This is a genomic window from Mesorhizobium sp. M1217, from assembly GCF_040318275.1.
In the GTDB taxonomy this organism is placed as follows: domain Bacteria; phylum Pseudomonadota; class Alphaproteobacteria; order Rhizobiales; family Rhizobiaceae; genus Mesorhizobium.
The window spans coordinates 52813-78394 of sequence record NZ_JAMYMA010000025.1; the positions used below are offsets into that span (position 1 = coordinate 52813).

Below are 25582 nucleotides of genomic sequence, written 5' to 3' on the forward strand. Positions count from 1 at the left end.
GAATTACCAACCGCTGCGCGGAGTTCCTCTCAAACCGAATGTAGATGGAGCAATAACTAGCGCAACCCGACAAATGACAATCGCCTCAAACGGCAAACTGCACGTTTGTCCGCGCAAATGAGTGGAAAGGTCGGGCCGCGCGATGCCCTTCCTCCGACCTATCTTAATAGCCGTAGCCGCGCGCCATCGCCGCCGCGAACACCGGGATCAACAGGAAGATGAATGCCTCGGTGCGGACATAGGTGCGAACGGACGCTAGCTCCGCCGCAGGCACCTGGAAGCCGGGACTGGCGCTCGCCTGCCTGCTCCAGGACAGGAATCGGACGGTCGGGATAATCGACAACAGGCCGACAATTGCGAAAGCGGCCATCTTTGCCCAGAACATCCAGTTGTAGACGTAGAATTCCCAGCCCTTGAGACCATAGATGACGCGGCCGATGCCGACGACGATGATCAGCATGGCAATGATGCCGTAATGGCGATCGATACCGACAAGCCGCTTCAGCGTCGCGGCGGACAGGTCGCTGCGGATCAGGACGAATTCGGCGCCGATGATGCCTGCCAGCGAAAACACCAGCAGATGATGGAAGATGGCAAGCACAAGGTCGGTGGTGTCCATGCTGTTTCCCCTCTGTCGGACGGCAGCGCCGAAACCGAACGCAGTGAACCAAATACTGGCGAAAAACTAACACCGCTTGGCGGGATTCACATCAGCCTGGAAGATGATCTACACAGCCTTGGTTCTTGTTTTACGCAACGGATTTTGATTCCCCATTTCATGCATGTCGCTGTCCTAACCGTTGGATGACCGGCATTAGGCACCGGCAACACAACCGAGGCATGACCATGACCAGTCCGCAGACAATTGTCGCCCCAGTGATTGAGACCTCTCGCACGGTCCTGCGACCGCACCGGCTGGACGATTTCGACGCCTATGTCGCAATGTGGGCCGATCCCGTCGTCACCCGTTTTATCGGCGGCAAGCCGCGCACGCGGGAGGAAAGCTGGATGCGTTTCCTGCGCCATGCCGGCCTGTGGTCGCTTCTGGGCTACGGCTTCTGGGCGGTCGAGGAAAAGGCGACCAGCCGCTTCATCGGCGAGGCCGGCTTCCACGATCTGAAACGCGACATGACGCCGTCGATCGAGGGCATTCCGGAGGCCGGATGGGCTCTGGTTTCGGCCGTGCATGGCCAGGGGTTGGCCAGCGAAGTCGTCGCACGGGTGCTTGCCTGGGGCGATGAGGCATTTGCAGCCGCGAAGACCGTCTGCATCATCGATCCGGAAAACACCGGCTCGCTGAACGTCGCGGCAAAATGCGGTTATGGCGAAGTGCTGCGAACCGTCTATCAAGACAAGCCGACCATCCTGCTGCAGCGGCAGCCCTGACGGATGCTGTCTGGGCACTGCCTGCCGTCGTCGGGCGTCGAGTTCGCCAGCCTGAACATCGCACGGGCCGATTGTGGCGCATGGGGAGTGTTCTGTCTTTGACAGGATGACGCAAACTCTGCATGAATTTTATCGAGCGGGTCTGAATTCAGGCTACGTTTCTGGCAGGCACCGGAGGAGGTGTCGCGATTTGGAGGAATCCCATGCTGAACAGACGCAGATTCTTGATGAGCACCGCGGCGGCAGGTGCTGCCGGGCTCGCGGCATCGCATTTTATCCCCGCTTTCGCGCAGGACGCACCGCAGCTGCAGATTTTCGTGCCGGCGGCGCCGGGCGGCGGCTGGGACCAGACGGCGCGCGCCATGGACCAGGTGCTGCGTAGTGAAAAGCTGATCTCCGGCTCGCAGATCACCAATGTCGGCGGCGCCGGTGGCACCGTCGGCCTGCCGCAGTTCGTCAACCAGTGGAAGGGCAAGGGCAATGCGCTGATGGTGGCTGGCATGGTCATGGTCGGCGCCATCATCGCCAACAAGGCGGCCAACAACCTTACCGAGGTCACCCCGATCGCCCGCCTTACCGGCGAGTTCGAGGCGCTTGTGGTGCCGGCCGCCTCGCCGTTCAAGACTGCGGCCGACTTCGTTGCCGCCCTCAAGGCCGACCCGACGCAGGTTCCAGTCGCCGGCGGTTCGGCCGGCGGCTCGGACCACATCTTGTTCGGCCTCATCGCCAAGACCGTCGGTGTTCCTGCAACCAACCTGTCCTATGTGCCGTTCGCCGGCGGCGGCGAGGCGCTGTCGGCGCTGCTCGGCAACCAGGTCGCGGCCGGCATCTCGGGCTATGGCGAGTTCGCCGAACAGGTCAAGGCGGGCGCGCTGCGGCTGCTGGCGATATCTGCCGACAAACGCCAGGAGGGCATCGATGCTCCGACCATGAAGGAAGCCGGCATCGACGTCGAGCTGTTCAACTGGCGCGGCGTCTTCGCGCCGCCCGGCGTCTCGGACGCCGACAAGGCAGCAATGATCAAGCTGATCGAGACGATGGCCAAGAGCGACGCCTGGGCCACCGAATGCAAGAACCGCAACTGGACGCAGATCCTGCTCACCGGTGACGACTATGCGAAATTCGTCGCCGAAGACACGGCCCGCATCGGGACGATCCTCAAGGACCTCGGCCTGGCGTGATGCTCTCGGCAAGGCGCGGCCTGCGCCAACCCTTGCCGACTTTCGCCAGCCGCATGGACATACGCGGCGCCGGAGGTGAAACTACGCCGAGATCGGCCGAGTGAGACCGGTCCAAGGAGAACCGGCCCCAAGGGACCGACATTGGGAGGACGATGATGAGCACCAGCGACCAGCAGGCGCCGCCGCGCCTTGCAGTGCCCGAACTGCTGATCGGCGTTGGGCTCCTCGCCTGTGCGGGTGCGGTTGCCTGGCAGACGCTGGCAATCCCGGTGTCGCCGCTCTATTCCAAGGTCGGTCCGACCGTCTTTCCCTACATCACCATGACGGGGATGGTGATCCTGTCGCTGCTGCTCATCATTGCCGCCTTGCGGGGCGGATGGCAGCCGGAGGACGAAAAGGAGACGCCGACCGACTGGAAGGCGATGGGCATCGTCGTCCTCGGACTGATCGCCAACCTCGTGCTGATCCAGCCGCTCGGCTTTACCGCCGCATCTGTCATCATGTTCGTTCTCATCTGCCACGGTTTCGGCAGCCGGCGTCCGCTGCGTGACGTGCTGCTCGGTCTGATCCTGGCGCTGGCCGCCTATTTCGGCTTTGCCAGGGCACTCGGCGTCAATATCGGCGCCGGCTTCATCGAAAACCAGCTGAACGCGATCGTCGATTCGGTCGTTGCCGTGCTGAGGGGCTGACGCCATGGAAACGCTCGGCCATCTCGCGCACGGATTTTCGGTCGCCTTCTCGCCGATCAATCTCATATGGTGCCTGGTCGGCACCACGCTGGGGACTGCGATCGGCGTGCTGCCCGGCCTCGGACCGGCATTGACCATCGCGTTGCTGTTGCCGATCACCTACCAGGTGGCGCCGGAGGCGTCGTTCATCCTGTTTGCCGGCATCTATTACGGCGCCATGTATGGCGGCTCGACGACATCGATCCTGCTCAACACGCCTGGCGAAAGCGCCACTATCGTCACCGCGCTGGAAGGCAACCGGATGGCCCGCTCCGGCCGTGGCGGTGCGGCCTTGGCAACCTCGGCGATCGGCTCCTTCGTCGCCGGCACGCTGGGCACGATCGGCGTTGCCTTCCTGGCGCCGATCGTCGTCAAATTCGCGCTGGCTTTCGGTCCGGCCGAATATTTCTCGCTAATGGTGCTGGCCTTCATCACGGTTTCGGCGGTGCTCGGCTCGTCGTCGGTGCGCGGCCTGACCAGCCTGTTCGTCGGCTTCGTCGTCGGCATGATAGGCGTCGATCTGCAGACGGGGCAGCCGCGCTTCACCTTCGGCATGAGCGAATTGTTGGACGGCGTCGACGTCATCGTCGTCGCCGTTGGCCTGTTCGCCGTTGGCGAGACGCTTTACATGGCCTCGCGCCGCTATGCCGGCAAGGACGACATCGTGCCGTTGAAAGGGTCGCTCTACATGACCGCGGCTGAATGGTCGCGCTCGTGGAGGCCATGGCTGCGCGGCTCCCTGATCGGCTTCCCGATCGGCGCCATGCCGGCCGGCGGCGCCGAAATCCCGACCTTCCTCTCCTATGCCATCGAGAAGAAACTCTCCAGACACAAGGAGGAGTTCGGCACGGTCGGTGCCATCGAGGGCGTTGCCGGGCCGGAAGCGGCCAATAATGCATCCGCCGCCGGCGTGCTGGTGCCGATGCTGACGCTCGGCCTGCCGACCTCGGCGACGGCCGCGATCATGCTGTCGGCATTTCAGAGCTACGGCATCAATCCGGGGCCGCTGCTGCTGACGACGCAGGCCGACCTGGTGTGGGGGCTGATCGCCAGCCTGTTCATCGCCAATGTCATCCTCGTCGTCCTCAACCTGCCGCTGATCGGGCTCTGGGTGCGATTACTGAAGATTCCGGCGCCGCAGCTCTATGCCGGCATTCTGGTGTTCGCCACGGTCGGCACCTACGGCATTTCGCAATCGCCGATCGACCTCATCATCCTCTATCTGCTCGGTGCCGCCGGCTTCCTGATGCGGCGTTTCGATTTCCCGACCGCGCCAGTCATCATCGGCATGATTCTCGGGCCGCTTGCCGAAACGCAGTTCCGCCGCGCGATGACCATCTCGAACGGCGATTGGACGGTGTTCTACAAGCATCCGCTGTCGCTGACGCTGCTGACGCTGGCCTTCATCGGGTTGGTTGGACCGCATATCTGGGCCTACATCGAGCACAGGCGCATGCGCGGACCGGAGCACGTGCCGGGCGATGCCTGAGCTGTTCGTGACGTCATGACAGACCTGCTTTCCGGCATCCGCATCCTTGACCTGACCAATGTGCTGGCCGGCCCCTATTGCGCCTACCAGCTGGCATTGCTCGGGGCCGACGTCATCAAGGTCGAGACGCCGCAAGGCGGTGATCTGGCGCGCCAGCTTGGCGCCTCGCCGGAGCTCAACCGGGTGGGCATGGGCGCTTCGTTCCTGGCGCAGAATGCCGGCAAACGCTCGGTGGCGCTCGATCTCAAGCAGGAGGCCGACCGCGAACGCTTCCTCGATCTGGTCGCTTCGGCCGACGCGCTGGTCGAGAATTTCCGCCCCGGCGTCATGGACCGGCTGGGGCTTGGCCATGCCAGGCTGAAGGAGGTCCGGCCAAGCCTTGTCTATTGTGCGATATCGGGCTTCGGCCAGACCGGGCCGATGCGCGACAATCCAGCCTATGACCAGATCATCCAGGGTCTTTCCGGCATCATGAGCATCACCGGTACACCGGAAACGGCGCCGCTGCGTGTCGGCTATCCCGTCGCCGATACGCTTGGCGGGCTGGTCGGGGCGTTCGCCATTACCGCCGCGCTGGTCAAGCAGAAGACGACAGGCGAGGGTGCGTTCCTCGACGTCTCTATGCTCGAATGCACGCTTTCTGCGCTCGGCTGGCCGGTGTCGAACTATCTGACGGCGGACGTCGAGCCGCAGCCGATGGGCAATGAAAACATGACGGCCGCACCGTCTGGCGCGTTTCGCACCGGCGACGGCTTGCTCAACATCGCAGCCAACAAGCAGGAGCAGTTCGTCACACTGTGCCGGTTGATCGATCGGCCGGAGCTGGCGTCGGATGTCCGCTTTGCCGAGCGCGAAACGCGCAAGCAGAACCGCATTGCATTGAAAGCGCTGATCGAGGATGCCTTGGCGAGCGGCTCTGCCGCCGCCTGGGAGGAGACGTTCAATCGCGCCGGCGTGCCGGCAGGCCGGGTGCTGACAATCCCGCAGGTACTGCAAGAGCAACAGGTGATCCAGCGCGGCATGACGGCGCGCTTCCAGGCTGTGTCCGGGATGGACCGGCCGCTGATCGTGGTGCGCGGCGGCTTCATGGTCGATGGCGAGGCACCTTTGCCGAGCAGGCCGCCGCCGGGGCTCGGCGAGCATATGGACGAGGTTTTTGCCGGTTTGCCGCCACGCGCCAAGAAAAGAGCGAAGGTATGAGCGGCACGGAAAAGAAGGCATGAGCGACACGGAAAACAAGACTGGCCGCGCGCGCGGCGAGGAATGGTGGCAGACCGGCATCATCGAGATGCGGCCCGGCGTCATCCGGCTGCGCGGCTATGAGATCCAGGATCTGATCGGCCGCGTCAGCTTTCCCGCAATGATCTGGCTGATGATGCGCGGCGAACTGCCAAGCGAGGAGCAGGCGACGCTGCTTGGCATCGCGCTGGGTGCCGCCGTCGACCACGGACCGCAGGCGCCGTCGATCGCCATCGCCCGTATGGCGATCACTTGCGGCGTCGGCATCAACAGCGCCATGGCGTCGGCCATCAACGTGCTTGGCGACGTGCATGGCGGCGCCGGCGAACAGGCGCTTTCCTTCTACGGAGACATCGCCGCCGAACTGGACGCCGGCGTGCCGCTCGCGGACGCCGTGTCGGCGCGGGTTGATCGTTTCCTTGCTGGGGAAGACGGTTATGTGCCGGGGCTCGGCCATCGTTTCCATCCGGTCGACCCGCGGGCACCCCGCCTCATCGAGCTGACCCGCGACTTTGCCGCGCTCGGCGTTGTCAGCGGGCGCTTCGCCGACATCGCCGAGGCGATCGAGGCCGAGGTTGCGCGGCGCAAGGGCAAAAAAATCCCGCTCAATATCGACGGCGCCACGGCCGTCATCTACGGAGAGCTCGGCTTCCCGCCGCCGCTGACGCGAGGCCTTTTCGTACTGTCGCGCTCGGTCGGCATCCTGGCCCATGCATGGGAACAGTCGCAGGAAAGCGACCGCAACAAAGGGCCGCTGCCGCGCGAATGGCTGTGGGCCTATACCGGCACGCCGGCGCGGCCTTTGCCCGAGGAAGACGAAGGCAGTCAGTGAGATGTCGGTTCAAGCGACAGCGGAGGGCGCTGGAGCCAATTCCCGATAGAGTCGGGATAGACCCCCATGTTTTATTGAGCGTGATCTTTTCCGAAAGCCGGATTCTGCTTTTTGGGGGTATGCTCCAGCTCGGGACTCCTGATGTTCCTCACCAGCGTCGAAAGATCCGGCTCGTCGATCAGCAGCGCCGCGTCGGCCGGTGCCAGCCATGCCCGCTGCCGCCTGTTGGCTTCTTGCCAGTCGGCAAGTTCCTCGGTTACCTCCAGCAAATAGACGACGACGTCGACGCGGACGAAGCGGTTCGCCAGCCGCTTCCAGTAGCAATAGGTGCCGGCCGGCTGTTTCAATATCCTGCCGAGGACGCCGGCTTCTTCCTGTGCTTCGATGGTGGCCGCCTTGCGACCGCCCTTGCCCTTCATCGGCCAGCCTTTCGGCACGATGAAGCGCCTCGTCGTTCGCGATGTGACGAGCATAACCTCGACTTCGCCATGCTCGCTCAGCCGAAAGGGGATCGCCGCGACCTGGCGAATCCGGGCGCCCTTCCTTGCCTTACGGACGACCTTCTTTCTGCTGGCTGCCATTCAAAAATCCAGTCGAAGCGGTGCCCAAAGCACGAAGGGCAGCATTGCTAAATCCAAACCGCCTTCGATGTTATCTCAGGTGCGGCGGCATCCAAGCATAATAAGTCGGCTAAATAAATGAAAACGTTAGCGGCAAGTGCTGACAAAGCCGCTCCCTGACGGCAGCAACTGACAAGTCGGCTTCATCTGCGGCACCACCTGCGGTTGGGGCGCCGGGATTTGGCGGTCCTGCGCACGGTATTGCTGTTGCTGCTGCTGATATTGCTGCCGCTGCAGCCTGTTCTCCAGCATCTGCAACTGGTTTTGCTGGATCAATGCGTTGCGGTCGGCGGGGCTGACGATCTGTGCCGATGCGGCAGGATTTACGCCCGACAGCATCACCGTTGCCAGCATTGCCGACCCTAAAAACGTCAATAGACGAAGCTGTGACATTCATTAATTCCCGCACAAAACCGACCTCAGATTAATATAGGGGTTTTGCCCGGCGATGCCATGGCCGCCGCTGATTCGCGGCGAATTGCTACGTCGTCCTGCCGGCTTTGAGGAGGCATTGCGGTACGCGAGGCTGGCTCTCCCATTTCACTCGACTTCGCGCAGCCGATATCCGACGCCGGTCTCGGTGGTGATATAACGGGGCTGGTCGGGCATCTTTTCGATCTTTTGCCTGAGTTGCCGGACATAGACCCTGAGATATTGAACGTCGGTGGAATCGCCCCAGACCTGCTTCAGCAGGAATTGGTGGGTGAGAACCTTGCCGGCGTGCTGTACGAGGATGCGGAGGATGTCGTATTCCTTCGGCGAGAGCTTTATCTCCTTGTCCTCGACCTTGACGATGCGCTTCACCAGATCGACGGAGAGGTCGCCGGTGTGGAACACCGGTTTCTCACCCTGCTGCTGGAACTTGTGGCGCAGCGCCACGCGGATGCGTGCCACAAGCTCGTTCATACCGAACGGCTTGGTGACATAATCGTCGGCGCCGAGTTCGAGGGCCGAGACGATGCCGGCCTCATCAGTGCGGCTCGAAAGAATAACCACGGGAATGTCCAGGCCATCATCCCGCCATTTGCGCAGCAGCTCATGCCCGCTCATGCCGGGCAGGCCGAGATCGAGGAGGACCAGGTCCGGCTTTTCCGTCTCCATGAGTTCAATCGCCGCGCTGGCGTTCGGCGCCTCGCTGATCGCATAGCCTTGGCTGCCGAGCCCGACGCGAAGCAGTTTCCGGATCGGCGGCTCGTCGTCGACCACCAATATCCTGACGTCCAAATTCGTCATGACAGGTGGTCCATGTTTCGATCGTCAGCATCGGGTTCACCGACATCGGGGAGTTCTGCCGGCACCGGCATTCTTATGGTGAAAACCGCGCCCGAGCGGTCGGTCCTGTTCGCCGCCGAGAGCGTCCCGCCCATCGCTTCGATGAAGCCGCGGCAAATCGACAATCCGAGCCCGGTGCCGGCACGCACCTGGTCACCCTTGCGCACACGGTAGAAAGTGTCGAAAACGCGCTCCAGGTCCGCTGGCGGAATGCCTGGTCCCTCATCCATGATCTGCAGGATGACGCTGCCATTGTCGGCCCAGGCCTGCAGGCGGATCGTCGAACCTGGCGGCGCGTATTTTGCGGCATTGTCGAGGAGATTGAACAGCACCTGCTCGAACAGAACGGGATCGACACGCAACATCGGCAGATCCGATGGAATATCGATCTCGGTCTTGTGCTCGCCGACGATTTTGCGGGCCCGATGCAGGGCTGAGCCGACAATGTCGCCGACATAGTGGAACGCATAATTTGGCTCCATCGTGCCGGACTCTATCTTGGTCATGTCGAGCAGATTGGCGATGAAGCGGTTCAGCCTTTCCGATTCATCAAGCACGGTCGACAGCAGTCCCGCCCGGTCCTGCTCGGGAAGCGCGGCTTCGAAGTCCCTGAGTGTTCCGGCCGCGCCCATGATGGCGGCAAGCGGCGTTTTCAAATCGTGGGAAATGGAGGTGAGCAAGGCCGAGCGCAGACGGTCTGCCTCGGCCGCAAGCTTGGCCCGGTCAACATCGGCGACGAGCTGGATGCGCTCGATGGCGACCGCCGCCTGGTCGGCGAGCGCATCGAGCAGACGCTGCTGGTCGGGTGTCAGCAGCGGGCCTTGCTTGTCGTTGTCGAGGCCAACGACGCCCACCGCCGTGCGTCCGGTCCGCAAGGGCAGATAGAGGCGTTTTGCGCCCGGCAGCGTGTCGGCGCCGCGCCCGGCGGCGCGGTTGTGTTCCCAGGCCCAGAGCGCTGCGGCAATGTCTGCCTCGGCCAGCGTGTCGTCGGGCGGGTAGCCGGCCTTGACCACAATCGTGCCGTTCTCCGGCAGAAGCAGCACCACGCGAAGCTTCAGCATCGAGGCGATCTGGAAGGCAGTCGCCCAGAGAACGTCGTCGAGCGTGCCCGTTCCGGCCAGTTTCTTGGAGAACAAATAGAGATCCTCGGTAGTGCGGGCGCGGGATTGTGCTGCCACGACCTGGCGCTGCACCCGAGCCGTCAAATTGCTGGCGATGATCGCCACGCAGAAGAAGAAGCCGAGTGCGACGGCGCTTTCAGGATCGCTGATATTCAGCGTGTAGAGCGGATCGAGGAAGAAGAAATTGAAGACCACGGCGCTGAGAACGGAAGCGAATATCGCCGGCCAAAGCCCGGCCGTGACCGCTGACGCCAGCACAGCCATGAGAAAGACAAGAGCGATGTTGCGCACATCCAGCACGCGCGACAGCAATTCGCCGAACAACAGCCCTGCCACGACATAGAAGACGACAGTCAGATAGGGCCTGATGTCGAGGCGCGGTGGTTGAGCGGGAGTCAGCCCCCGCGACGGCGGGACTTGCGCCTGGGCGTCACCGGAGACGACGTGAACGCTGATCTTGCCGGCATCGCGTATCAGGTCATAAGTGACGGAGCCGTCAAATAACTGCCGCCAGCGCGACTTGCGTGGCTTGCCAGTGATGATGTGGGTAACGTTATTGGCCGCCGCATAGCGCAGGATGTCTACGGCAACGTCGTGGCCAGGTATGGTCACGGCAACACCGCCCAATTGTTCAGCAAGGCGAAGCGTTGATGCCAGCCTGTCGCGATCCTGCTCGGACAGCCCGGTCGAGCGTGGCGTCTCGACATAGAGCGCCAGCCACGAGGCGCGAAGCCGCTCTGCCTGGCGGCGGGCATAGCGTACAAGCGACGCGCTGCGCGGATCCTCATCGACCCAGACCAGGACACGCTCGCTGGCCGCCCACGGTCCCGGGATGGCGTGTGCCTGCATATGGTTGAGCAACTGCTCATCGACCCGCTGGGCGGTGCGGCGAAGCGCCAACTCCCTGAGCGCCGTCAGATTGCCCGGCGAGAAATAGTTCTCGATGGCGCGCTGGGCGGTGTTGGGGAAGTAGACCTTGCCTTCCTCCAGCCGCTTGATCAGGTCGTCGGGGGTGAGGTCGATGATCTCGACATCGTCGGCTTGATCGATGATGGAGTCGGGGACGGTTTCACGCACCCTGACGCGTGTGATCTGGGCCACGACGTCGTTCAGGCTTTCGACGTGCTGGATGTTCAGTGTCGTGTAGACATCGATCCCGTGCGTCAGGATTTCCTGGACGTCGAGGTAGCGCTTGGGGTGGCGGCTGCCGGCGACGTTGGTGTGGGCGAGTTCGTCGACCAGAACCAGCGCCGGGCGCCGGGCGAGGATGGCGTCGAGATCCATCTCCTCGAGAATGCGCCCCTTGTAGTCGATCTCAAGGCGAGGAATGACCTCGTAGCCTTCGACCAGCGTCTGCGTCTCCTTGCGACCATGCGTCTCGACGATGCCGATCACCACGTCGATCCCGTCGGCCAGCCTGGCGCGGCCTGACATCAGCATCTCGTAGGTCTTGCCGACACCGGGAGCGGCGCCGAGAAATATCCTCAGGCGACCTCGCTCCTCCCGCTCGGCATGCTCAAGCAGCGCGTCGGGAGAGGGCCTGGTTTCGGCGGTGCGGCTGTCGTCTGGCATTAGGATCAATCATGAACGGCGCCGGCTTCGGTGTCGATCCCGGCGCCCGCCATCATTGTTTCGTGGCATCGTCCAGCGCAAGGTTGAGGGCCAGCACATTGACCACCGGCTCGCCTATAAAGCCCAATTCGCGATCCTCGACATGGCTGTCGACAAGCGATTTGATCCTGGATTCATCGACGTTCCTGGCCCTGGCCACCCTGGTGACCTGAAAATAGGCCGCATCGGGGCTGATATGCGGATCGAGGCCGCTGCCGGACGTGGTGACCAGATCCATCGGCACCGGCTGGTTCGGGTTTTCGGCCCTCAACTTTTCGGCGTCGCTCTTGATACGGTCGATCAGCTTCGGGTTAGTCGGGCCGAGATTTGAGCCGCCCGAGGCGGCGGCATTGTAACCGTCGCCGGCAGCTGACGGACGGCCATGGAAGTAGCGGTCGCTGGTGAAAGTCTGGCCGATCAGCTCGGAACCGATGACCTTGCCGTTCCTCTCGATCAGGCTGCCATTGGCCTGGCCCGGAAACAGCGCCTGGGCAATGCCGGTCATGCCGATCGGATAGACCAAACCCGTCAGAACGGAGAAGAAGACGATCATGACGATAGCGGGCCTGATTTGATTGAGCATCGACGTGGTTCCTTATGCGAGACCGAGAGCAGTGATGGCCATGTCGATCACCTTGATGCCGACGAAGGGCACGACGACGCCGCCAAGGCCGTAGACTATGAGATTGCGGCTGAGCAGCGCACCGGCGCCGACAGCGCGGTATTTGACGCCCCTCAGCGACAGCGGGATCAGCGCGATGATGATCAGCGCGTTGAAGATGATGGCCGAGAGGATAGCGCTCTGCGGCGTTGCCAGATGCATGACGTTGAGCGCTTGCAGCGGCCCGGCGGTTTGGCCCGGGGCGATGTAGAAGACGGCGAATATTGCCGGGATGATGGCAAAATACTTTGCGACGTCGTTGGCGATGGAGAAGGTCGTCAGCGAACCACGCGTCATCAGCAGCGCCTTGCCGATTTCGACGATCTCGATCAGCTTGGTCGGATCGCTGTCGAGATCGACCATGTTGCCGGCCTCGCGTGCCGCGACCGTGCCGGTGTTCATGGCGACGCCGACATCGGCCTGCGCAAGCGCCGGCGCGTCGTTGGTGCCATCACCGCACATCGCGACCAGCTTGCCCTTGGCCTGTTCGTCGCGGATCAGCTTCAGCTTGTCCTCGGGCGTCGCCTGGGCAAGGAAGTCGTCGACGCCGGCTTCCGCCGCGATCGCCGCCGCGGTCATCGGATTGTCGCCGGTGATCATCACCGTGCGGATGCCCATGCGGCGCAATTCGGCAAAGCGTTCTGCGATGCCGCCCTTGACGATGTCCTTCAGGTGGACGACGCCGAGCAGGCGCCCATCGCGCTCGACCGCCAGCGGGGTGCCGCCGGATTTGGCGATCTCGTCGGCGATGGTTTGAAGGTCGCGGACGGTGTCGCTGCCGGGGCGCGTACTGCCTGTGGCAATGGTCGAGAGGTTGACGCGGGCAAGCACCGCATCGACTGCGCCCTTGCGGACCGAGGAGCCTTCCAGGTCGACGCCGCTCATGCGGGTTTGCGCGGTGAAGGGCACGAAACTCGCGTGCAGGCTTGCCATGTCGCGGGCGCGGATGGCGTATTTCTCCTTCGCCAGCACGACGATCGAGCGGCCTTCCGGCGTTTCGTCGGCAAGCGAGGCAAGTTGGGCGGCGTCGGCCAGTTCCTGTTCGGTGACGCCCCTGACCGGACGGAATGCCGTTGCCTGGCGGTTGCCCAGCGTGATCGTGCCGGTCTTGTCGAGCAGCAGCGTGTCGACATCGCCGGCCGCCTCGACGGCGCGGCCCGACATGGCGAGCACGTTGAAACGCACCAGGCGGTCCATGCCGGCGATGCCGATGGCCGACAGCAGGGCGCCGATCGTGGTCGGGATCAGCGTGACGAACAGGGCGACCAGCACCGTCACCGAGATATAGCCGCCCGAATAGGAGGCAAAACTCGGGATCGTCGCTGTCGCCAGCACGAAGATCAGCGTCATGCCGACGAGCAGGATGTTGAGCGCGATCTCGTTGGGTGTCTTCTGGCGCTCGGCGCCTTCGACCAGCGAGATCATGCGGTCGAGGAACGTATGGCCGGAAGCCGCGGTGATGCGCACCCGGATCCAGTCGGACAAGACTTGCGTGCCGCCGGTCACCGCCGAACGATCGCCTCCGGATTCGCGGATGACAGGTGCGGATTCGCCAGTGATCGCCGCCTCGTTGACCGAAGCCACGCCTTCGACCACCTCGCCATCCGAGGGGATGATGTCGCCGGCTTCGACAAGCACGATATCGCCGACCTTCAGGCTGGTGCCGGGCACCAGCTTGAACTTGCTCCGATCGCCGCCGTTCAACAGCTTGGCTTGCGTCTCGGTTCGCGCCCGACGCAGCGAGTCTGCTTGCGCCTTGCCGCGGCCTTCGGCCACCGCTTCGGCGAAGTTGGCGAAAAGCACTGTGAACCACAGCCAGATGATGATCTGCAGCGTGAAGCCAAGATCGCCGCCGCTGGTAACGAGATCTTTGACGAACAGCACGGTGGTGAGCGCCGAGACGACGGCGACGACGAACATCACCGGGTTTCGCATCAAGGTGCGCGGGTTCAGTTTTCTGAAGGATCCGCCGATGGCGGGCAACAGAATGCGGGGATCCATGATGCTCACGGATTTCGACTGGCTCATTTGGTGGCTCCAGTGTCGATGTTGGTGACCGGTCGATCGTGTGCCGAACGAAGGTGCGGCGGCCCGTAAGCCAGCAGCCAGATAATGATCAAGGCTGCCGCAATAGCGAGGAATGTGGACAGGGTCGGGAAAGGAGGAGGTGTTTTCTCCCCCTCCGGCTCGGGACGATGCCGGGCCTTTCGAGATATGATCTTGAACCAGGGCATGGCCGTTTCAGAATGTCTGACGGTGAATCATCGCCAGGTGCTCGACGATCGGTCCGACCGCCAGGGCCGGGAAGAAGGTCAGGCCACCAACGATCAGGATGACACCGACCAACAGCCCGACGAACAGCGGACCGTCGGTCGGGAAGGTGCCGGCGGAGGCAGGGACGGTCTTCTTCGCCACCAGCGATCCAGCAATCGCCAGCGCCGGAATAATGACCAGGAAGCGGCCCATCAGCATGCCGATGCCGAGCGTTATGTTGTACCAGGGCGTGTTGCCGCTGAGACCGCCAAAGGCGGAGCCATTGTTCGCCGCGGCCGAGGTGTAGGCATAGAGGACCTCGGAGAAGCCGTGCGGGCCGGCGTTGGCGATGGAAGCAACGCCGGTCGGCAGCACCACCGCGATGGCGGTGAAGACCAGCATCGCCAGCGGCAGGCAGAGGACGGCCAGCATTGCCATCTTGACCTCCTTGGCCTCGATCTTCTTGCCGAGATATTCGGGCGTGCGTCCGACCATCAGCCCGGCAACGAAGACGGCGATCACGATGAACATCAGGATACCGTAGAAGCCGGCCCCGACGCCGCCGACAATGACCTCGCCGAGCTGCATGTTGATGATGGGGATCATGCCGCCGAGTGCGGTGAAGCTGTCATGCATGGCGTTGACCGCGCCGCAGGACGCGGCGGTGGTGATGACGGCAAACAGTGCCGACAGAGCGATGCCGAAGCGGCTTTCCTTGCCCTCCATGTTGCCGCCGTCGATGCCCAGCGCATGGACGAGCGGATTGCCGGCGGCCTCGGCCCAGTAGCAGACGGCAACGCCGGCGATGAACAGCACGCCCATCGCCGACAGAATTGCCCAGCCCTGGCGCTGGTTGCCGACCATGCGACCGAAGACATTGGTTAGCGCCGCGCCGAAGGTGAAGATCGTCACCATCTGGATCAGGTTCGAGATCGCGTCGGGATTTTCGAAGGGATGCGCTGCATTGGCGTTGAAGAAGCCGCCGCCATTGGTGCCGAGCATCTTGATGGCAACCTGCGAAGCGACCGGCCCGACCGCGATCGTCTGTTGCGCGCCTTCCAGCGTCGTCGCGTTGACGTAAGCACCAACCGTCTGCGGCATACCGAGATAGACATAGACAAGCGTCAACACGATGCAGAACGGCACAAGCAGATAGAGCGTGCAGCGGGTCATATCGACCCAGAAATTGCCGATCGATTTGCCTGAGGCTCTAGCAAAACCGCGGATCAGTGCGACCGCGATGGCGATGCCGGTCGCGGCCGACAGAAAGTTCTGCACGGTCAAGCCGGCCATCTGCACGAGATAGGACATCGTGCTTTCGCCGCCGTAGTTCTGCCAGTTGGTGTTGGTCATGAAGCTGGCGGCGGTGTTGAAGGCAAGCCCAGGTTCGACGGCGGTCATGCCGGCCGGATTGTAGGGCAGGCCGCCTTGCAGCCGCTGCAGGAAATAGAGCACCAGGAAGCCGGCCAGGTTAACGAACAGCAGGGCCGCCGCATAGGAGGTCCAGTGCTGCTCCTCGCGCTCGCTGGTCCCGGACATACGGTAGAGCCCGCGCTCGAGCGGGGCCAGAATTGGCGACAGGAATGTGCGCTCGCCGCTGAAAACGCGATGCATGTAGCCGCCGAGCGGCTTGGCCAGCAAAACGACGATCCCGCAATAGACGAGGATCTGCAGCCATCCGTTGATTGTCATGGGGTTGGCTCCTTGCCAGCGGAGATCAGAAGCGTTCCGGGCGAACGAGGGCGTATGTCAGGTAAGCGAGAAGGAACAGGGTCACGGCGCCGCCGAGGATATAGTCGAAGAGCATGTTTCGATCCCCTAAACTTACAGCCCGTCGCAGGCTTTGATGTAACCGAAGCATAGAGCAAAGAACGAGATTCCTATCCCGACAACAATGATGTCCATCGTGCAATTTCCTATATTGAGTTTGTTCTTTTCAACTTGGACAAAACTGTCCAAGCCCGCTCACCGCTTCACATCGGCGGCCGGATACATCGCTCTGCCGAATATGGATCAAAGTGCCATAAAGGTTCGAGACGGGACGCGGAGCAAAGAAATCAAAATCCCATAAGGATTTCGCCGCCTCGGCGCTGGCCACAGCTTCAGGGGGAGGTGCGCACCGGCGCGCGAAGCTGCCGGGGATCAGTCTGCGCGGGTATAGATCAGAGCGTAATCGTCCGCATAGGCCCGCTTCCAGCCCAGTTCGTCGAAGAACGGAATGCGGCTGTCGTCGGCGGTCAACAATGCCCAGCCTATCGCATATTTCTCGAGTTGGGCTTTCAGGATCGGCTTGCCCCGGCTGTGCCCAGTCTGCTCATCCGTTTCCGTAAAGCCGTTCAGGAAGAGCTGATCCGCCCGGCCGTCGATAAACGTCTTGATGCCATGGAAAATCAGCGTGCCGCCGAAATTGTAGGAATTCAGCAGATTGCCTGACAGATTATGGGCTTGGGCGAAGGCCAGCGCATCCCTCGCCGAAGTCTTCTGGCTCGGCACGACCGGATAGGCCAGGAAGACCGCGGCCGCCAAAACCAGCAAAACGGCAAGTCCAGCGCAAATTCTGGAAAATTGCCGCGCGAAAAATTGTTCAAGTCCGTCGCGCTTTTCCGCGGCCCATGTAGGGGCTGAAAGCGCTGGATATTGTTGCGCAACCTCGACGGCAAGGACGACCGGGACAAGAAGAAAGAACAGGTACATGAACCGTATGTGGGTGAGATAGACGTGCAAGGTGAAGACAAGGAACAGCGCCTTGGCCCAGCCAATACGCAATCTCGACACGAGCAGCCCGAAAAACGCCACCAGCAGGGCCACCTCCTGGAGGGTATGCCGCGAGGCGTCGAAGGGTTGCCACTCCGCAATGTAAGGCACCGCCTCATTGCCATAGGCCACGGTGAATGTGGCGAGTATGGCCTTGACGCCATAGGGATTGAGCAGGCTGACCAGCGGGCAAAGCAGCCCGAAAGCGATCCACTTGGCCAGCAGCCGGGAGTTCGACAAGCGCGTGCGCATGACGAGATCGAGGCCGGCGAAGGCGGCGATAATGAAACCGAAGGTGAAGGTGGCATGGAGATTGGCCCACAGGCAAAGCAGCGCCAGCAGCCATAGAGGCGGCGCTTTCTCGTTGCGTGCGGCTTGGAAAAGACCGGCGGTCCAGACGACGATAATGGGCAAGGTAAAGATGTGGGGTCGGGCGACATAGATTGGCCCGATCAAGAGCGCGAGCACCAGTGTCAGTGCTATCGCCAGCGTCGGCTTCAACGACGCGCTGAGATACCACGACGTCAAGAAGGCCGTCAGCGCGATTACCGCAGTCGCCAGCAGTACCACGCCGTTCCAGCCGCCGGCTTCGAAGGCAAGGGCAAGGAGAACCTGGCTAAGCCATTCCTTGGCGATCCATGGCTGGCCGGCAAAAGTGTAGGAGTAAATGTCGACGGAGGGGAATGTGCGGCTTGCCAGCATATCCATGCCGACCTTGATGTGCCACCAGCTATCGGGATCCTGCAGGAGGGAGGTGGCAAAGGCGAGGAGCGCCGTCGCCATCACGACGGCCGCCAGCAGGCAAAACACCAACCTCACATGCCGTATGTCGTCTATCGACGGCCTCGCCTCACCAGACATCCCGCGCATATGGCATCCCTGAGCCGCGATAGCGGAAGGGATAGCCCGAATTTGTTAGAAAACCGATAAGCTGCAGGATTGCGGCCACAACCCTGTGCCGCGCGTCTAACCGGCTGGGCACGTTGAGCAGCGACTACTAAGTTGCGGGTGAGGGGCAGACCTCCGGCCGTTCAGCCCTCGGCCTTGAAGTTCTTGGCTTCCTTCTCGATTTTCGGGCTGTCCTTGCCGTGCTTGCGCATCAGATCCTTCGCCTGCTTCGGCGAAACGTCGGTGGTTTCGGCCAGGTGCAGAGCCTTCTTTTCGTCCGGATCGCGCGTCTTGCGGTCGGCCATTGCGGTTTTCTTGTTAGCCATTACGACGCTCTTATGCTCTCGGCGATTTCGTTCAGCACCTTGCGGTCGGTGCCGTGGCGCTTGATCAGCGTGCGTGCCTGATCAGGGGTAATGCCCGCTTCCTCGGCGAAATGGCGTACCTCATAGTCTTCGCCGCCCGCCACTCGTGAGCGGTCGCGACTGTCGGTCCTGGTTTTGTCGTCGGCCATGGCAGCTCTCCTCATCTCAACGAGAGCATAACGGGCAAGATTTCAGCGAGTTCCTTCGAGCGTGTCGCCCAGTTGCCTACCCTCGGGCATGACCCGACATGAGCGGCGGTTTTTGCTCAAAGCAAGGGCACGGCGCCAGGCTGGCCTTCGCGCACAAAAAGGCTCGCTTCCTTGGCCGCACCAGTAATTTCCGCCGCGCGCTGCCAACCGCCCGCCACTGCTCCTGGGCGCAGCCTGGTATTCGTTGCGGATTGCTAAGGGTAGCGATGGTCGAACACGACCCCCATGGTCCTACCAACGGCCGTCATGACGATAATCTCGACCAGATCGTCGTCACTGTCACCGCAGGCCGGGGCCGTCCGGCGAACGATGTCCAGCATCGCCCTCGTCGATACGGTGTCGCCGGCGCCGAATCTTGAAAGCGCAGATGAAACAAGCTCTTGGGCCGTCAAGTCGGCGACAGTCACCCTCTGCACCACGTTCATTGGCTTCCTCCCACCATGAACCCTCTCCCGCGAGAATGATACGCCGAACGTCGGGTTTCGCCAGCGAAATGGTGGTCCTACCAGCGCGCGGGGCAGCGACCGAAATCGTCGGTTTTGCGTGAGGCAATCCAGGCGCGAGGCGGCAGCACTTTTGTGCCATGCGACTTCGCCACAGACCCATCCCGGCGGCCGGGATGGGTCTCAATTTATTTACTTGGCAGTTTGATTGCTTGGCAGTCGGGTCTGCTCGGTTGCGGTCGAAGTCAGCGCAGCAAGAACCACGGTGCGGGCAGGACCAGGACGGTTCTTCGTTTCACGGAACGCCGAACCGGTCTGTCTTTTTTGTTTGACGCAATTCCGGATGGAAAACCGTTCACACGTTTTCCTGGAATTGCTTGTCTTATGACTCTAGGCGGCCAGATCGCTCGGAAGCTTGCCGCCATTCTCGACCAGCTTTTTCATCAGTGCATCATGCAGCCACAGATTCATCGTTACGGTGTCGTTCATGTCGCCGGTGTAGTTCAGCTCGTGAGCAAGCTCCTTGCGGGCGCCGAGGCTGCTATCGATATTCAGAGCCTTCATCAGGTCGACGATCGAATTCTTCCAGTTGAGCTTTTGCCCTTTCGCGGCCACCGCCTTGTCGAGAATGGCAGCGATGTCAGGAGCAGAGGACGGCGCGGATGGCGTTGCCGGAGCCGGGGTTGCAGCCGGGTCGGGTCGGGTAGGCGCCGTCGGCTGGGTGGCCGTGCTCGAAGCAGGCGCGGGAGACGGTTGCGCCGGCGGCGCTTCGGCCGCAACCGCGTTTCCGAAAATCGCACCTTTGATACTGTCGAAAATGCCCATTGCTATCTCCTGGGTTGCCTTCACGGTGTGTTGCCTTGACGGTCGGTGAGGCGACCGTTGCCGAATTCGCATTGAGCGCCCTGGTTGTACCGGACCACGAACGCAACGCAGGGGCAACTCCAAACTGGCTGAAAGGTAAAGGCTTGGTTGCATGGTGAAATCGGCTCAGTGATCCGATCCCAGAGTAGAATGGTCAGATCGCGGCACGACAAATAGTTACGCGCAATGGGCGAGGAAACGGTTGGCAGCCAGTTTTGCTGACGCAGACCAGAAAAATCATCTAGATTCGTGTTCGCCATTCGCTGAGAGGAACGAAGCCATGACAGCAGTCGTCGCATCCGACAGGCTCGAACGTTCGCTGGTTTGGGCAGAGGACGATCCGTCGGTCAAATGGGCCGGCGCTTTCGCGGTTTACGGCGGGCACGGCACCACCCAGTCCTCAGTCATTGTCTACGAGATCGAGCCCGGCAAGCGGCTCGGCTGGCACACCGACGCCACCGAGGAGACGCAATACATCATCGCCGGCACCGGCGAGCTGCACATCGAGGGCGGCAGCATCCACCCGGTCAGGCCCGGCAGCGTCCTGGTACTTCCGACGCCGGTCCGGCACGACCTCGTCAACACCGGCACCGAAACCCTGCGCGCCGTCGCTTTCTTTGCGGCGGCGATGTTCACGCAGACATTCGACGACGTCATGCTGCCGCCGAAATCCCATGTCCTCGGCACGCCCAATCGCGCAGGCTGAACGCGTGCCAGCGGGAATCATCCGGCCTGCGGATTGCGGACTTGGAGCTGAGATGAGCGCGCGCGCGGCCGGCAAGCGGTTCGGCGTCGTTACGCGCCTGTGTCACGGGCGGACCGGCTGATGGCGCCCGTCAAGGTCGACCCGGCCAAGGTGCGCGAGTTCAGGGATGCCGAAAGCTTCCATGCCTGGCTTGGCGAGCATCACGACAGCGAGGACGAAGTCTGGATCAAGATCCATAAGCGCGATTCGGGGCTGCCGTCGATCACGCCGAAGCAAGCCATCGACGTGGCGTTATGCTGGGGCTGGATCGATGCGGTGCGCAAGGCCCTGGACGGCAAAAGCTATTTGCAGCGTTATACCCCGCGCGGCAAGAAGAGCACCTGGAGCCAGATCAACGTCGACAATGTCGCCCGGCTGATCGAGGAGGGCCGGATGACCGAGCATGGGCTGAGGCAGGCCGAGGCAGCCAAGGCCGACGGCCGCTGGGCGCGCGCCTATAGGAGCGGCAAGGAAATGAAGATCCCCGACGACCTCCAGGCGGCAATAGACGCCGAGCCCAAGGCGAAAGAGATGCTGGCGAAGCTCAGCGAGCAAAACCGCTTCGCGCTCGCCTTCCGCACCCACAACATGAAGACCGAAGCCGGACGCAAGAAGAAGATCGCGGCGTTCGTGGAGATGCTGAAGCGCGGCGAGACCATCCATCCGCAACGAAAACGCGATTCTGGCTGAACATTCTGACCGCGCTTGTCTCCCGCATCTTGTGCTTGTCCCGAATGCGGCCGGATCGCTGCTCAGCCTTCGATCCTGGCGATGTCGCCGACGATTGTTTTCGGCGAGCGTCGCCTGACATTTCGACAACATCTCTCATTCGTTTGATCGATGCAGGAACAAAGCTCCGTCCTCACAGTCGGTATGGTATATTAGCAGGCGCTGTTATGAGGTTTTTGCCCGTTCAGGAGCCGACTGGCACGTGGGCCGTGTTTGATGCGACCGTGGACGTGCCTGCGGATTTCGCGGGCAGTTGCCTTATCGGCTTGCCGCGGGAGCGCGCGGAGTGGCTCGCAGCAAGAGCCAATCGAGATGCTGCAAAAGGCACTTCGACTTGGCGGTTGTCAGCTGCCGGACCGGCAAAAGCCGCGGTTCTTAGACTTAGACCGTTAGGAGAGATTTCGATGATGCACGAACAGGTAATGGAAGCTGCGTTGGCAGCCAGAAATCAGGAAGTGGATATTTGTGGTGTCTTCGACATCACCAACAAAACCGATGCGCCAATTGGCTCTCGCCGATTGGGCGAGGCTATCCACTTTGTCGCCAATGCACCTATCGTTGGCTATGATGTTCACGCCGCCGTCATCCGATATGGCCCACTCGGAACCCCCAGCCTCAGAGCAACAGATTGCACACAGCTGTGGGAGAAGTTTGGCGAGGCCTTGCTGCAACACTGACGGGCTGACCTTTGGCGCGTATGGCACCACCATCGTGCAGGACACTTCCCTTGTGAGAACGACGTGGAAGCCTGGCGGGTGATATTGCAATCAAATTAGCGTGAGCGCATATTTTTTACCGGCTGGACTCGCAACCGGCCAGGCCCGGCGGCCGGCCGCCAACGGGCCGTCAGGCCGCCAACAAATGGTTCGGCAGGCCCGACGTCCCCCCTTGGCAAGGTCGCCGGAAACAAAGCATGATGCGGCGGCAAAACGGGTTTGGGAGAATGACATGCCTAAGGTTTCGGAGCTCTTTTTCAAGACAGCCATCGTCTTTCTTATTCTGGGAATTGCAGCTGGCCTGCAGATGGCAATTTCAGGCGATCACGGCGCGTTTCCGGCTCACGCGCACATCAACCTGCTGGGATGGGTCACTAGTGCAATATTCGGCGGCTACTATGCGCTGAACCCGGCGAAGGCTGCCCGCAGGACGGCGATGATCCACTATGGCGTGTACAATCTCGGCCTGGTCGTGATGTTGCCGGCGCTTTACCTGATGCTGCAGGGAAATCCGGCGCTCGAGCCGATCGTCGCCACCGGCTCAATGATTGTCGCTGTCGCCGTGCTGATCTTTGCCTTCGTGGTTTTCTCCGGCGAAACAGAGCGCTCGGTCTCGGGAATACAAGCGGTTCCGCGCTAGACGCGTAGCGACACTAACGAACCTGTCGAAGCCCGCGCTCTGGTGGAGCGCGGGTCGTTCGGCTTGTGGGCTGATCTGGGGTAAGGGGTGCGGCGCAGATGGAGCCGCTCAGTAGCGATCCTTCGCGCCCTCTGCAAATTACGAATTACGGTGACAGTGCACCATTTTCTTTTTCCCGCCTGTCGCGTTTCCCAATTTCACTGCTCTTTCCGGTTTGCTCGGCAATCACGGTCGAGAAGTGCTTCGCTGCCCATCGGTTGCACGACATCGGCGGCGCGGTAATGCAAGTCGAGCCATGCGTTCAATTTACGCACAGCGACAGCCGAGCAAACATGACAAATAGTGCACTGTCACCGTAATTCTGTCGCCGTAATTCAAAGTGCACTGTCACCGTAATTCAAACGTCCGCTTGCTGACCCTTAGCTGACTCTCACAAGCTTCTTGCAAAGTGCAATGTTGTACGGAACGCATCCTTGCGACCCAAAGAAATGCCGCGCGTCGAGATTGGCTGCCCAGATGCCCATAGCAATTTCGTCGAAACCTTCGCAAGCAGCTCGCTGTTCAACATGGCACATCAAAGCTGCGGCAACTCCACGACGACGAGCTTCCGGCATAACCGAGATGTGGTGCACATAGATCAGGGGCCGAGGGAAAGTGAACGGCGTTTCTGGCAGCGACTGAATTTCAAACCAGACGTAGCCGACTGGAGCACGATCAATCTCAGCAATCGCGATCGAGCTCTTCGGATCAGCCAGCCTCGCTGCGAAGAATGTCCTCACCGCAGACGGATCGGCTGCCTGTTTGAAAACGTCTGGATGCAATTCAGCATGGAGACTCTGAACCACCTGATTGAGCCGAACGAGCGCGTCAAAGTCTGCCTCCGAGGCAGCCCGGATTTCCACTGACATTGAGACACCTCCCCGTTTTGTAGACGACGCTGCGACGGTGATGTCTTTCTGTCAACGAACGTCGGTCTTCCACCCATCTCGGCCATTGGCGGAGTTTTGACCCTAGTGATTAGTAGGCTGGTTAGTAGGCTACTAACCGAACCTTACCAAACGCCCGGAAAATAAAGGGTTTCTCGGGATTAGCTGGCGGAGAGAGCGGGATTCGAACCCGCGTTACGGTCTCCCGTAAACACACTTTCCAGGCGTGCGCCTTCAACCACTCGGCCACCTCTCCGTCCTTTTAGCATCTTCGACGCGGCCGGTTTCGCCGTGCGGGTTGGGGAGATGCATCTCCTTTGGGATTCCGGCCCGGAATTCCGGCCGTGGGCGCCGTCAACCAGCGGATACCCTTTCCCCGCACCCGAGCCGTCAAAGCAACAGGCGCGGGGCTCATCTAGTCGATCCGGTGCCGAATGCCAAGACACTCTATTCGCTTTGCCGGATAGGGATGTTCTGCCCATGCCGCCGGGGGCACCGTTGGGAGCCTCGAAACGATCGGCGGCGGCGTCTTCGCCGTCTGGCTCGTCAGCCGGCCCAGGTGCAAGCCGCCGGCGTAAGTTCAACTTCGCGTGTCGCGATTGCAGACGAAGCAGGTAAATCCTATTTAACAGTCCGACACGACATTCCGATAAACTCCTGGGGAGGAAGGGTCTGGATGTTCCGCTTCGTCTTTCGTCTCGCTGCAATGGTCGCGCTTTCGGTTTCGGTCATCATGGCCGTGCTCGACGCGACCCGGTCGGTGGCGGCTTCGGCGCTGGTGATGACCCCGCTCAACACCAGCTGGCTCGCCGTCTCGCCGGATACGCGCAGCGCCTTCGAAAGCTTCGTCCGCGACAAGCTCAATCCGTTACTGTGGGACGGCGCCATCGCCTGGGTGCTCAGCCAGCCCGGCTTTGCCGTGTTCGCGGTGCTGGCCTTCGTTCTTTATGCCATCGGCTACAGGCGGCAGCGCCCCAGCGGGCGGTTCGCCGCGACCTAAAATTCCTGCGTTCCCGGATCCAGCGTTCCCCGGATCGGGGAAGGCTCAAGCAAGAAGAAAAGGAAATCGCACATGTTTCTCAGCGATATGCTGAACAAGAAGCTCAACCTGCCGAAGCCCTCCGAGGCGTTGCCCGGCCGCGACCGGCCGATCCCGACGGCATCGAAGCATTTCGTCTCGAACAGGCCGTTCAAGGGTCCCTATCCCGAAGGGCTTGAGACGGCGATGTTCGGGCTGGGCTGTTTCTGGGGTGCCGAGCGCCTGTTCTGGCAGGTCGATGGCGTCTGGGTCACGGCGGCCGGCTATGCTGGCGGCGTCACGCCCAACCCGACCTATCAGGAAACCTGCACCGGGCTCACCGGCCATGCCGAAGTCGTGCTCGTCGTCTACGATCCGAAGATCGTGTCCTATGCCGAGCTTTTGAAGCTGTTCTGGGAAAGCCACGACCCGACGCAAGGCATGCGCCAGGGCAATGATGTCGGCACCACCTACCGTTCGGCGATCTACACGTTCAACGACGCGCAACACCAGGCGGCGCTCGCTTCGCGCGATGCTTACGAGGCTTCGCTGCGCGGTGCCGGACGCGGCAAGATCACCACCGAGATCGCGCCGGCGCCGGAATTCTACTTCGCCGAGGAAGACCACCAGCAATATCTGGCGAAGAACCCCTACGGCTATTGCGGCCTGCACGGAACCGGCGTCTCCTGCGCCATTCCGGCTGCCGTCTCCGCCTGATTTTGCGCCCCTGACGCAAGGAATATGCTGTGGGGGGGGGGGGGGGGGGCGGCGCCGGGGGGGGGGGGGGGGGGGGGGGGGGGGGGCGGCGCCCGCGCGGCGGGGCCGCGGGGCGGGGGCGGGGGCGCGGGGGGGGGGGGGGGGGGGGGGGGGGGGGGGGGGGGGGGGGGGGGGG

At 62.0% G+C, this 25582-nt stretch carries 27 protein-coding genes and 1 tRNA gene; 12 read left to right on the forward strand and 16 right to left on the reverse strand.

Going from position 1 to position 25582, the window contains the following annotated elements:
• Positions 1 to 163: 163 nt before the first annotated feature.
• Positions 164 to 619 (reverse strand): DUF2214 family protein, encoded by a 456-nt coding sequence (locus NKH37_RS30475; protein WP_023718978.1) that lies wholly within the window; start codon positions 617 to 619, stop codon positions 164 to 166.
• 227 nt (positions 620 to 846) lie between these two features.
• On the opposite strand from NKH37_RS30475, the gene NKH37_RS30480 reads away from it, so the two are divergent.
• The 6 genes from NKH37_RS30480 to NKH37_RS30505 all read left to right on the forward strand — a co-directional run bounded on the left by NKH37_RS30480 (position 847) and on the right by NKH37_RS30505 (position 6855).
• Complete coding sequence (locus NKH37_RS30480; RefSeq protein WP_352816808.1) at positions 847 to 1386, forward strand: GNAT family N-acetyltransferase; 540 nt, start codon at positions 847 to 849, stop codon at positions 1384 to 1386.
• Between the two features lie 203 nt (positions 1387 to 1589).
• Complete coding sequence (locus tag NKH37_RS30485; RefSeq protein ID WP_352453995.1) at positions 1590 to 2567, forward strand: Bug family tripartite tricarboxylate transporter substrate binding protein; 978 nt, start codon at positions 1590 to 1592, stop codon at positions 2565 to 2567.
• 155 nt (positions 2568 to 2722) lie between these two features.
• A complete protein-coding gene (locus NKH37_RS30490; protein WP_023718981.1) occupies positions 2723 to 3256 on the forward strand; it encodes a tripartite tricarboxylate transporter TctB family protein in 534 nt (177 codons plus the stop codon).
• Positions 3257 to 3260: 4 nt separating this feature from the next.
• Positions 3261 to 4784 (forward strand): tripartite tricarboxylate transporter permease, encoded by a 1524-nt coding sequence (locus NKH37_RS30495; RefSeq protein ID WP_352483579.1) that lies wholly within the window; start codon positions 3261 to 3263, stop codon positions 4782 to 4784.
• Between the two features lie 15 nt (positions 4785 to 4799).
• A complete protein-coding gene (locus NKH37_RS30500; RefSeq protein ID WP_023718983.1) occupies positions 4800 to 5984 on the forward strand; it encodes a CaiB/BaiF CoA transferase family protein in 1185 nt (394 codons plus the stop codon).
• A gap of 19 nt (positions 5985 to 6003) precedes the next feature.
• Entirely contained in the window at positions 6004 to 6855 is an 852-nt protein-coding gene (locus NKH37_RS30505; RefSeq protein WP_023718984.1) for a citryl-CoA lyase, read from the forward strand.
• A 71-nt stretch (positions 6856 to 6926) separates the two neighbouring features.
• On the opposite strand, the gene NKH37_RS30510 is transcribed toward NKH37_RS30505, so the two are convergent.
• The 13 genes from NKH37_RS30510 to NKH37_RS30570 form a co-directional block, all read right to left on the reverse strand.
• Positions 6927 to 7436, reverse strand: coding sequence for an NUDIX hydrolase (locus NKH37_RS30510; protein WP_023718985.1), 510 nt, complete (start codon positions 7434 to 7436; stop codon positions 6927 to 6929).
• A 126-nt stretch (positions 7437 to 7562) separates the two neighbouring features.
• A complete protein-coding gene (locus NKH37_RS30515; RefSeq protein ID WP_023718986.1) occupies positions 7563 to 7868 on the reverse strand; it encodes a hypothetical protein in 306 nt (101 codons plus the stop codon).
• A 147-nt stretch (positions 7869 to 8015) separates the two neighbouring features.
• Complete coding sequence (locus NKH37_RS30520; protein WP_023718987.1) at positions 8016 to 8708, reverse strand: response regulator transcription factor; 693 nt, start codon at positions 8706 to 8708, stop codon at positions 8016 to 8018.
• On the reverse strand, positions 8705 to 11440 hold the full coding sequence (locus NKH37_RS30525) for a DUF4118 domain-containing protein (protein ID WP_023718988.1): 2736 nt from the start codon (positions 11438 to 11440) through the stop codon (positions 8705 to 8707). Before NKH37_RS30525 ends, NKH37_RS30520 begins: the two co-directional genes overlap by 4 nt.
• Positions 11441 to 11492: 52 nt before the next feature.
• Complete coding sequence (kdpC, locus tag NKH37_RS30530; protein ID WP_023718989.1) at positions 11493 to 12062, reverse strand: potassium-transporting ATPase subunit KdpC; 570 nt, start codon at positions 12060 to 12062, stop codon at positions 11493 to 11495.
• Positions 12063 to 12074: 12 nt separating this feature from the next.
• The gene (gene kdpB, locus NKH37_RS30535) at positions 12075 to 14168 is read right to left on the reverse strand and encodes a potassium-transporting ATPase subunit KdpB (protein WP_023718990.1); all 2094 of its coding nucleotides are present in this window, start codon (positions 14166 to 14168) and stop codon (positions 12075 to 12077) included.
• Positions 14169 to 14381: 213 nt separating this feature from the next.
• Complete coding sequence (kdpA, locus tag NKH37_RS30540) at positions 14382 to 16085, reverse strand: potassium-transporting ATPase subunit KdpA (protein WP_353005894.1); 1704 nt, start codon at positions 16083 to 16085, stop codon at positions 14382 to 14384.
• Between the two features lie 25 nt (positions 16086 to 16110).
• Positions 16111 to 16200: a K(+)-transporting ATPase subunit F gene (locus tag NKH37_RS30545; RefSeq protein ID WP_023675300.1), complete on the reverse strand. Its 90-nt coding sequence runs from the start codon at positions 16198 to 16200 to the stop codon at positions 16111 to 16113.
• A 335-nt stretch (positions 16201 to 16535) separates the two neighbouring features.
• Positions 16536 to 18017, reverse strand: a complete 1482-nt coding sequence (locus NKH37_RS30550) for a hypothetical protein (protein ID WP_352495474.1) — start codon at positions 18015 to 18017, stop codon at positions 16536 to 16538.
• 161 nt (positions 18018 to 18178) lie between these two features.
• Positions 18179 to 18361 carry a hypothetical protein gene (locus NKH37_RS30555; protein ID WP_353005893.1) on the reverse strand — a complete coding sequence of 61 codons (183 nt, stop codon included), beginning with the start codon at positions 18359 to 18361 and terminating at the stop codon, positions 18179 to 18181.
• Positions 18361 to 18549 carry a DUF3606 domain-containing protein gene (locus NKH37_RS30560; RefSeq protein ID WP_023718995.1) on the reverse strand — a complete coding sequence of 63 codons (189 nt, stop codon included), beginning with the start codon at positions 18547 to 18549 and terminating at the stop codon, positions 18361 to 18363. Before NKH37_RS30560 ends, NKH37_RS30555 begins: the two co-directional genes overlap by 1 nt.
• 254 nt (positions 18550 to 18803) lie before the next feature.
• Positions 18804 to 19034 (reverse strand): hypothetical protein, encoded by a 231-nt coding sequence (locus tag NKH37_RS30565; protein WP_353005892.1) that lies wholly within the window; start codon positions 19032 to 19034, stop codon positions 18804 to 18806.
• A 408-nt stretch (positions 19035 to 19442) separates the two neighbouring features.
• Complete coding sequence (locus tag NKH37_RS30570; RefSeq protein WP_352483570.1) at positions 19443 to 19877, reverse strand: DUF3597 domain-containing protein; 435 nt, start codon at positions 19875 to 19877, stop codon at positions 19443 to 19445.
• Positions 19878 to 20196: 319 nt separating this feature from the next.
• Between NKH37_RS30570 and NKH37_RS30575 the strand changes: the two genes are divergently transcribed.
• The 4 genes from NKH37_RS30575 (at position 20197) to NKH37_RS30590 (ending at position 22746) form a co-directional block, all read left to right on the forward strand.
• The gene (locus tag NKH37_RS30575; RefSeq protein WP_031194003.1) at positions 20197 to 20622 is read left to right on the forward strand and encodes a cupin domain-containing protein; all 426 of its coding nucleotides are present in this window, start codon (positions 20197 to 20199) and stop codon (positions 20620 to 20622) included.
• 120 nt (positions 20623 to 20742) lie between these two features.
• Entirely contained in the window at positions 20743 to 21351 is a 609-nt protein-coding gene (locus NKH37_RS30580) for a YdeI/OmpD-associated family protein (RefSeq protein ID WP_023718999.1), read from the forward strand.
• Between the two features lie 443 nt (positions 21352 to 21794).
• Positions 21795 to 22067, forward strand: coding sequence for a hypothetical protein (locus NKH37_RS30585; RefSeq protein ID WP_031194005.1), 273 nt, complete (start codon positions 21795 to 21797; stop codon positions 22065 to 22067).
• A 271-nt stretch (positions 22068 to 22338) separates the two neighbouring features.
• Positions 22339 to 22746, forward strand: coding sequence for a heme-copper oxidase family protein (locus NKH37_RS30590; RefSeq protein WP_023719001.1), 408 nt, complete (start codon positions 22339 to 22341; stop codon positions 22744 to 22746).
• Positions 22747 to 23165: 419 nt separating this feature from the next.
• On the opposite strand, the gene NKH37_RS30595 is transcribed toward NKH37_RS30590, so the two are convergent.
• Complete coding sequence (locus NKH37_RS30595) at positions 23166 to 23654, reverse strand: GNAT family N-acetyltransferase (protein WP_352495472.1); 489 nt, start codon at positions 23652 to 23654, stop codon at positions 23166 to 23168.
• A 184-nt stretch (positions 23655 to 23838) separates the two neighbouring features.
• Positions 23839 to 23928, reverse strand: a tRNA-Ser gene (locus tag NKH37_RS30600).
• Between the two features lie 420 nt (positions 23929 to 24348).
• On the opposite strand from NKH37_RS30600, the gene NKH37_RS30605 reads away from it, so the two are divergent.
• Together NKH37_RS30605 and msrA are read left to right on the forward strand one after the other, a co-directional pair.
• Positions 24349 to 24672, forward strand: coding sequence for a hypothetical protein (locus NKH37_RS30605; RefSeq protein ID WP_023719002.1), 324 nt, complete (start codon positions 24349 to 24351; stop codon positions 24670 to 24672).
• Between the two features lie 72 nt (positions 24673 to 24744).
• Positions 24745 to 25407, forward strand: a complete 663-nt coding sequence (gene msrA, locus NKH37_RS30610; protein ID WP_353005891.1) for a peptide-methionine (S)-S-oxide reductase MsrA — start codon at positions 24745 to 24747, stop codon at positions 25405 to 25407.
• Positions 25408 to 25582: the final 175 nt, after the last annotated feature.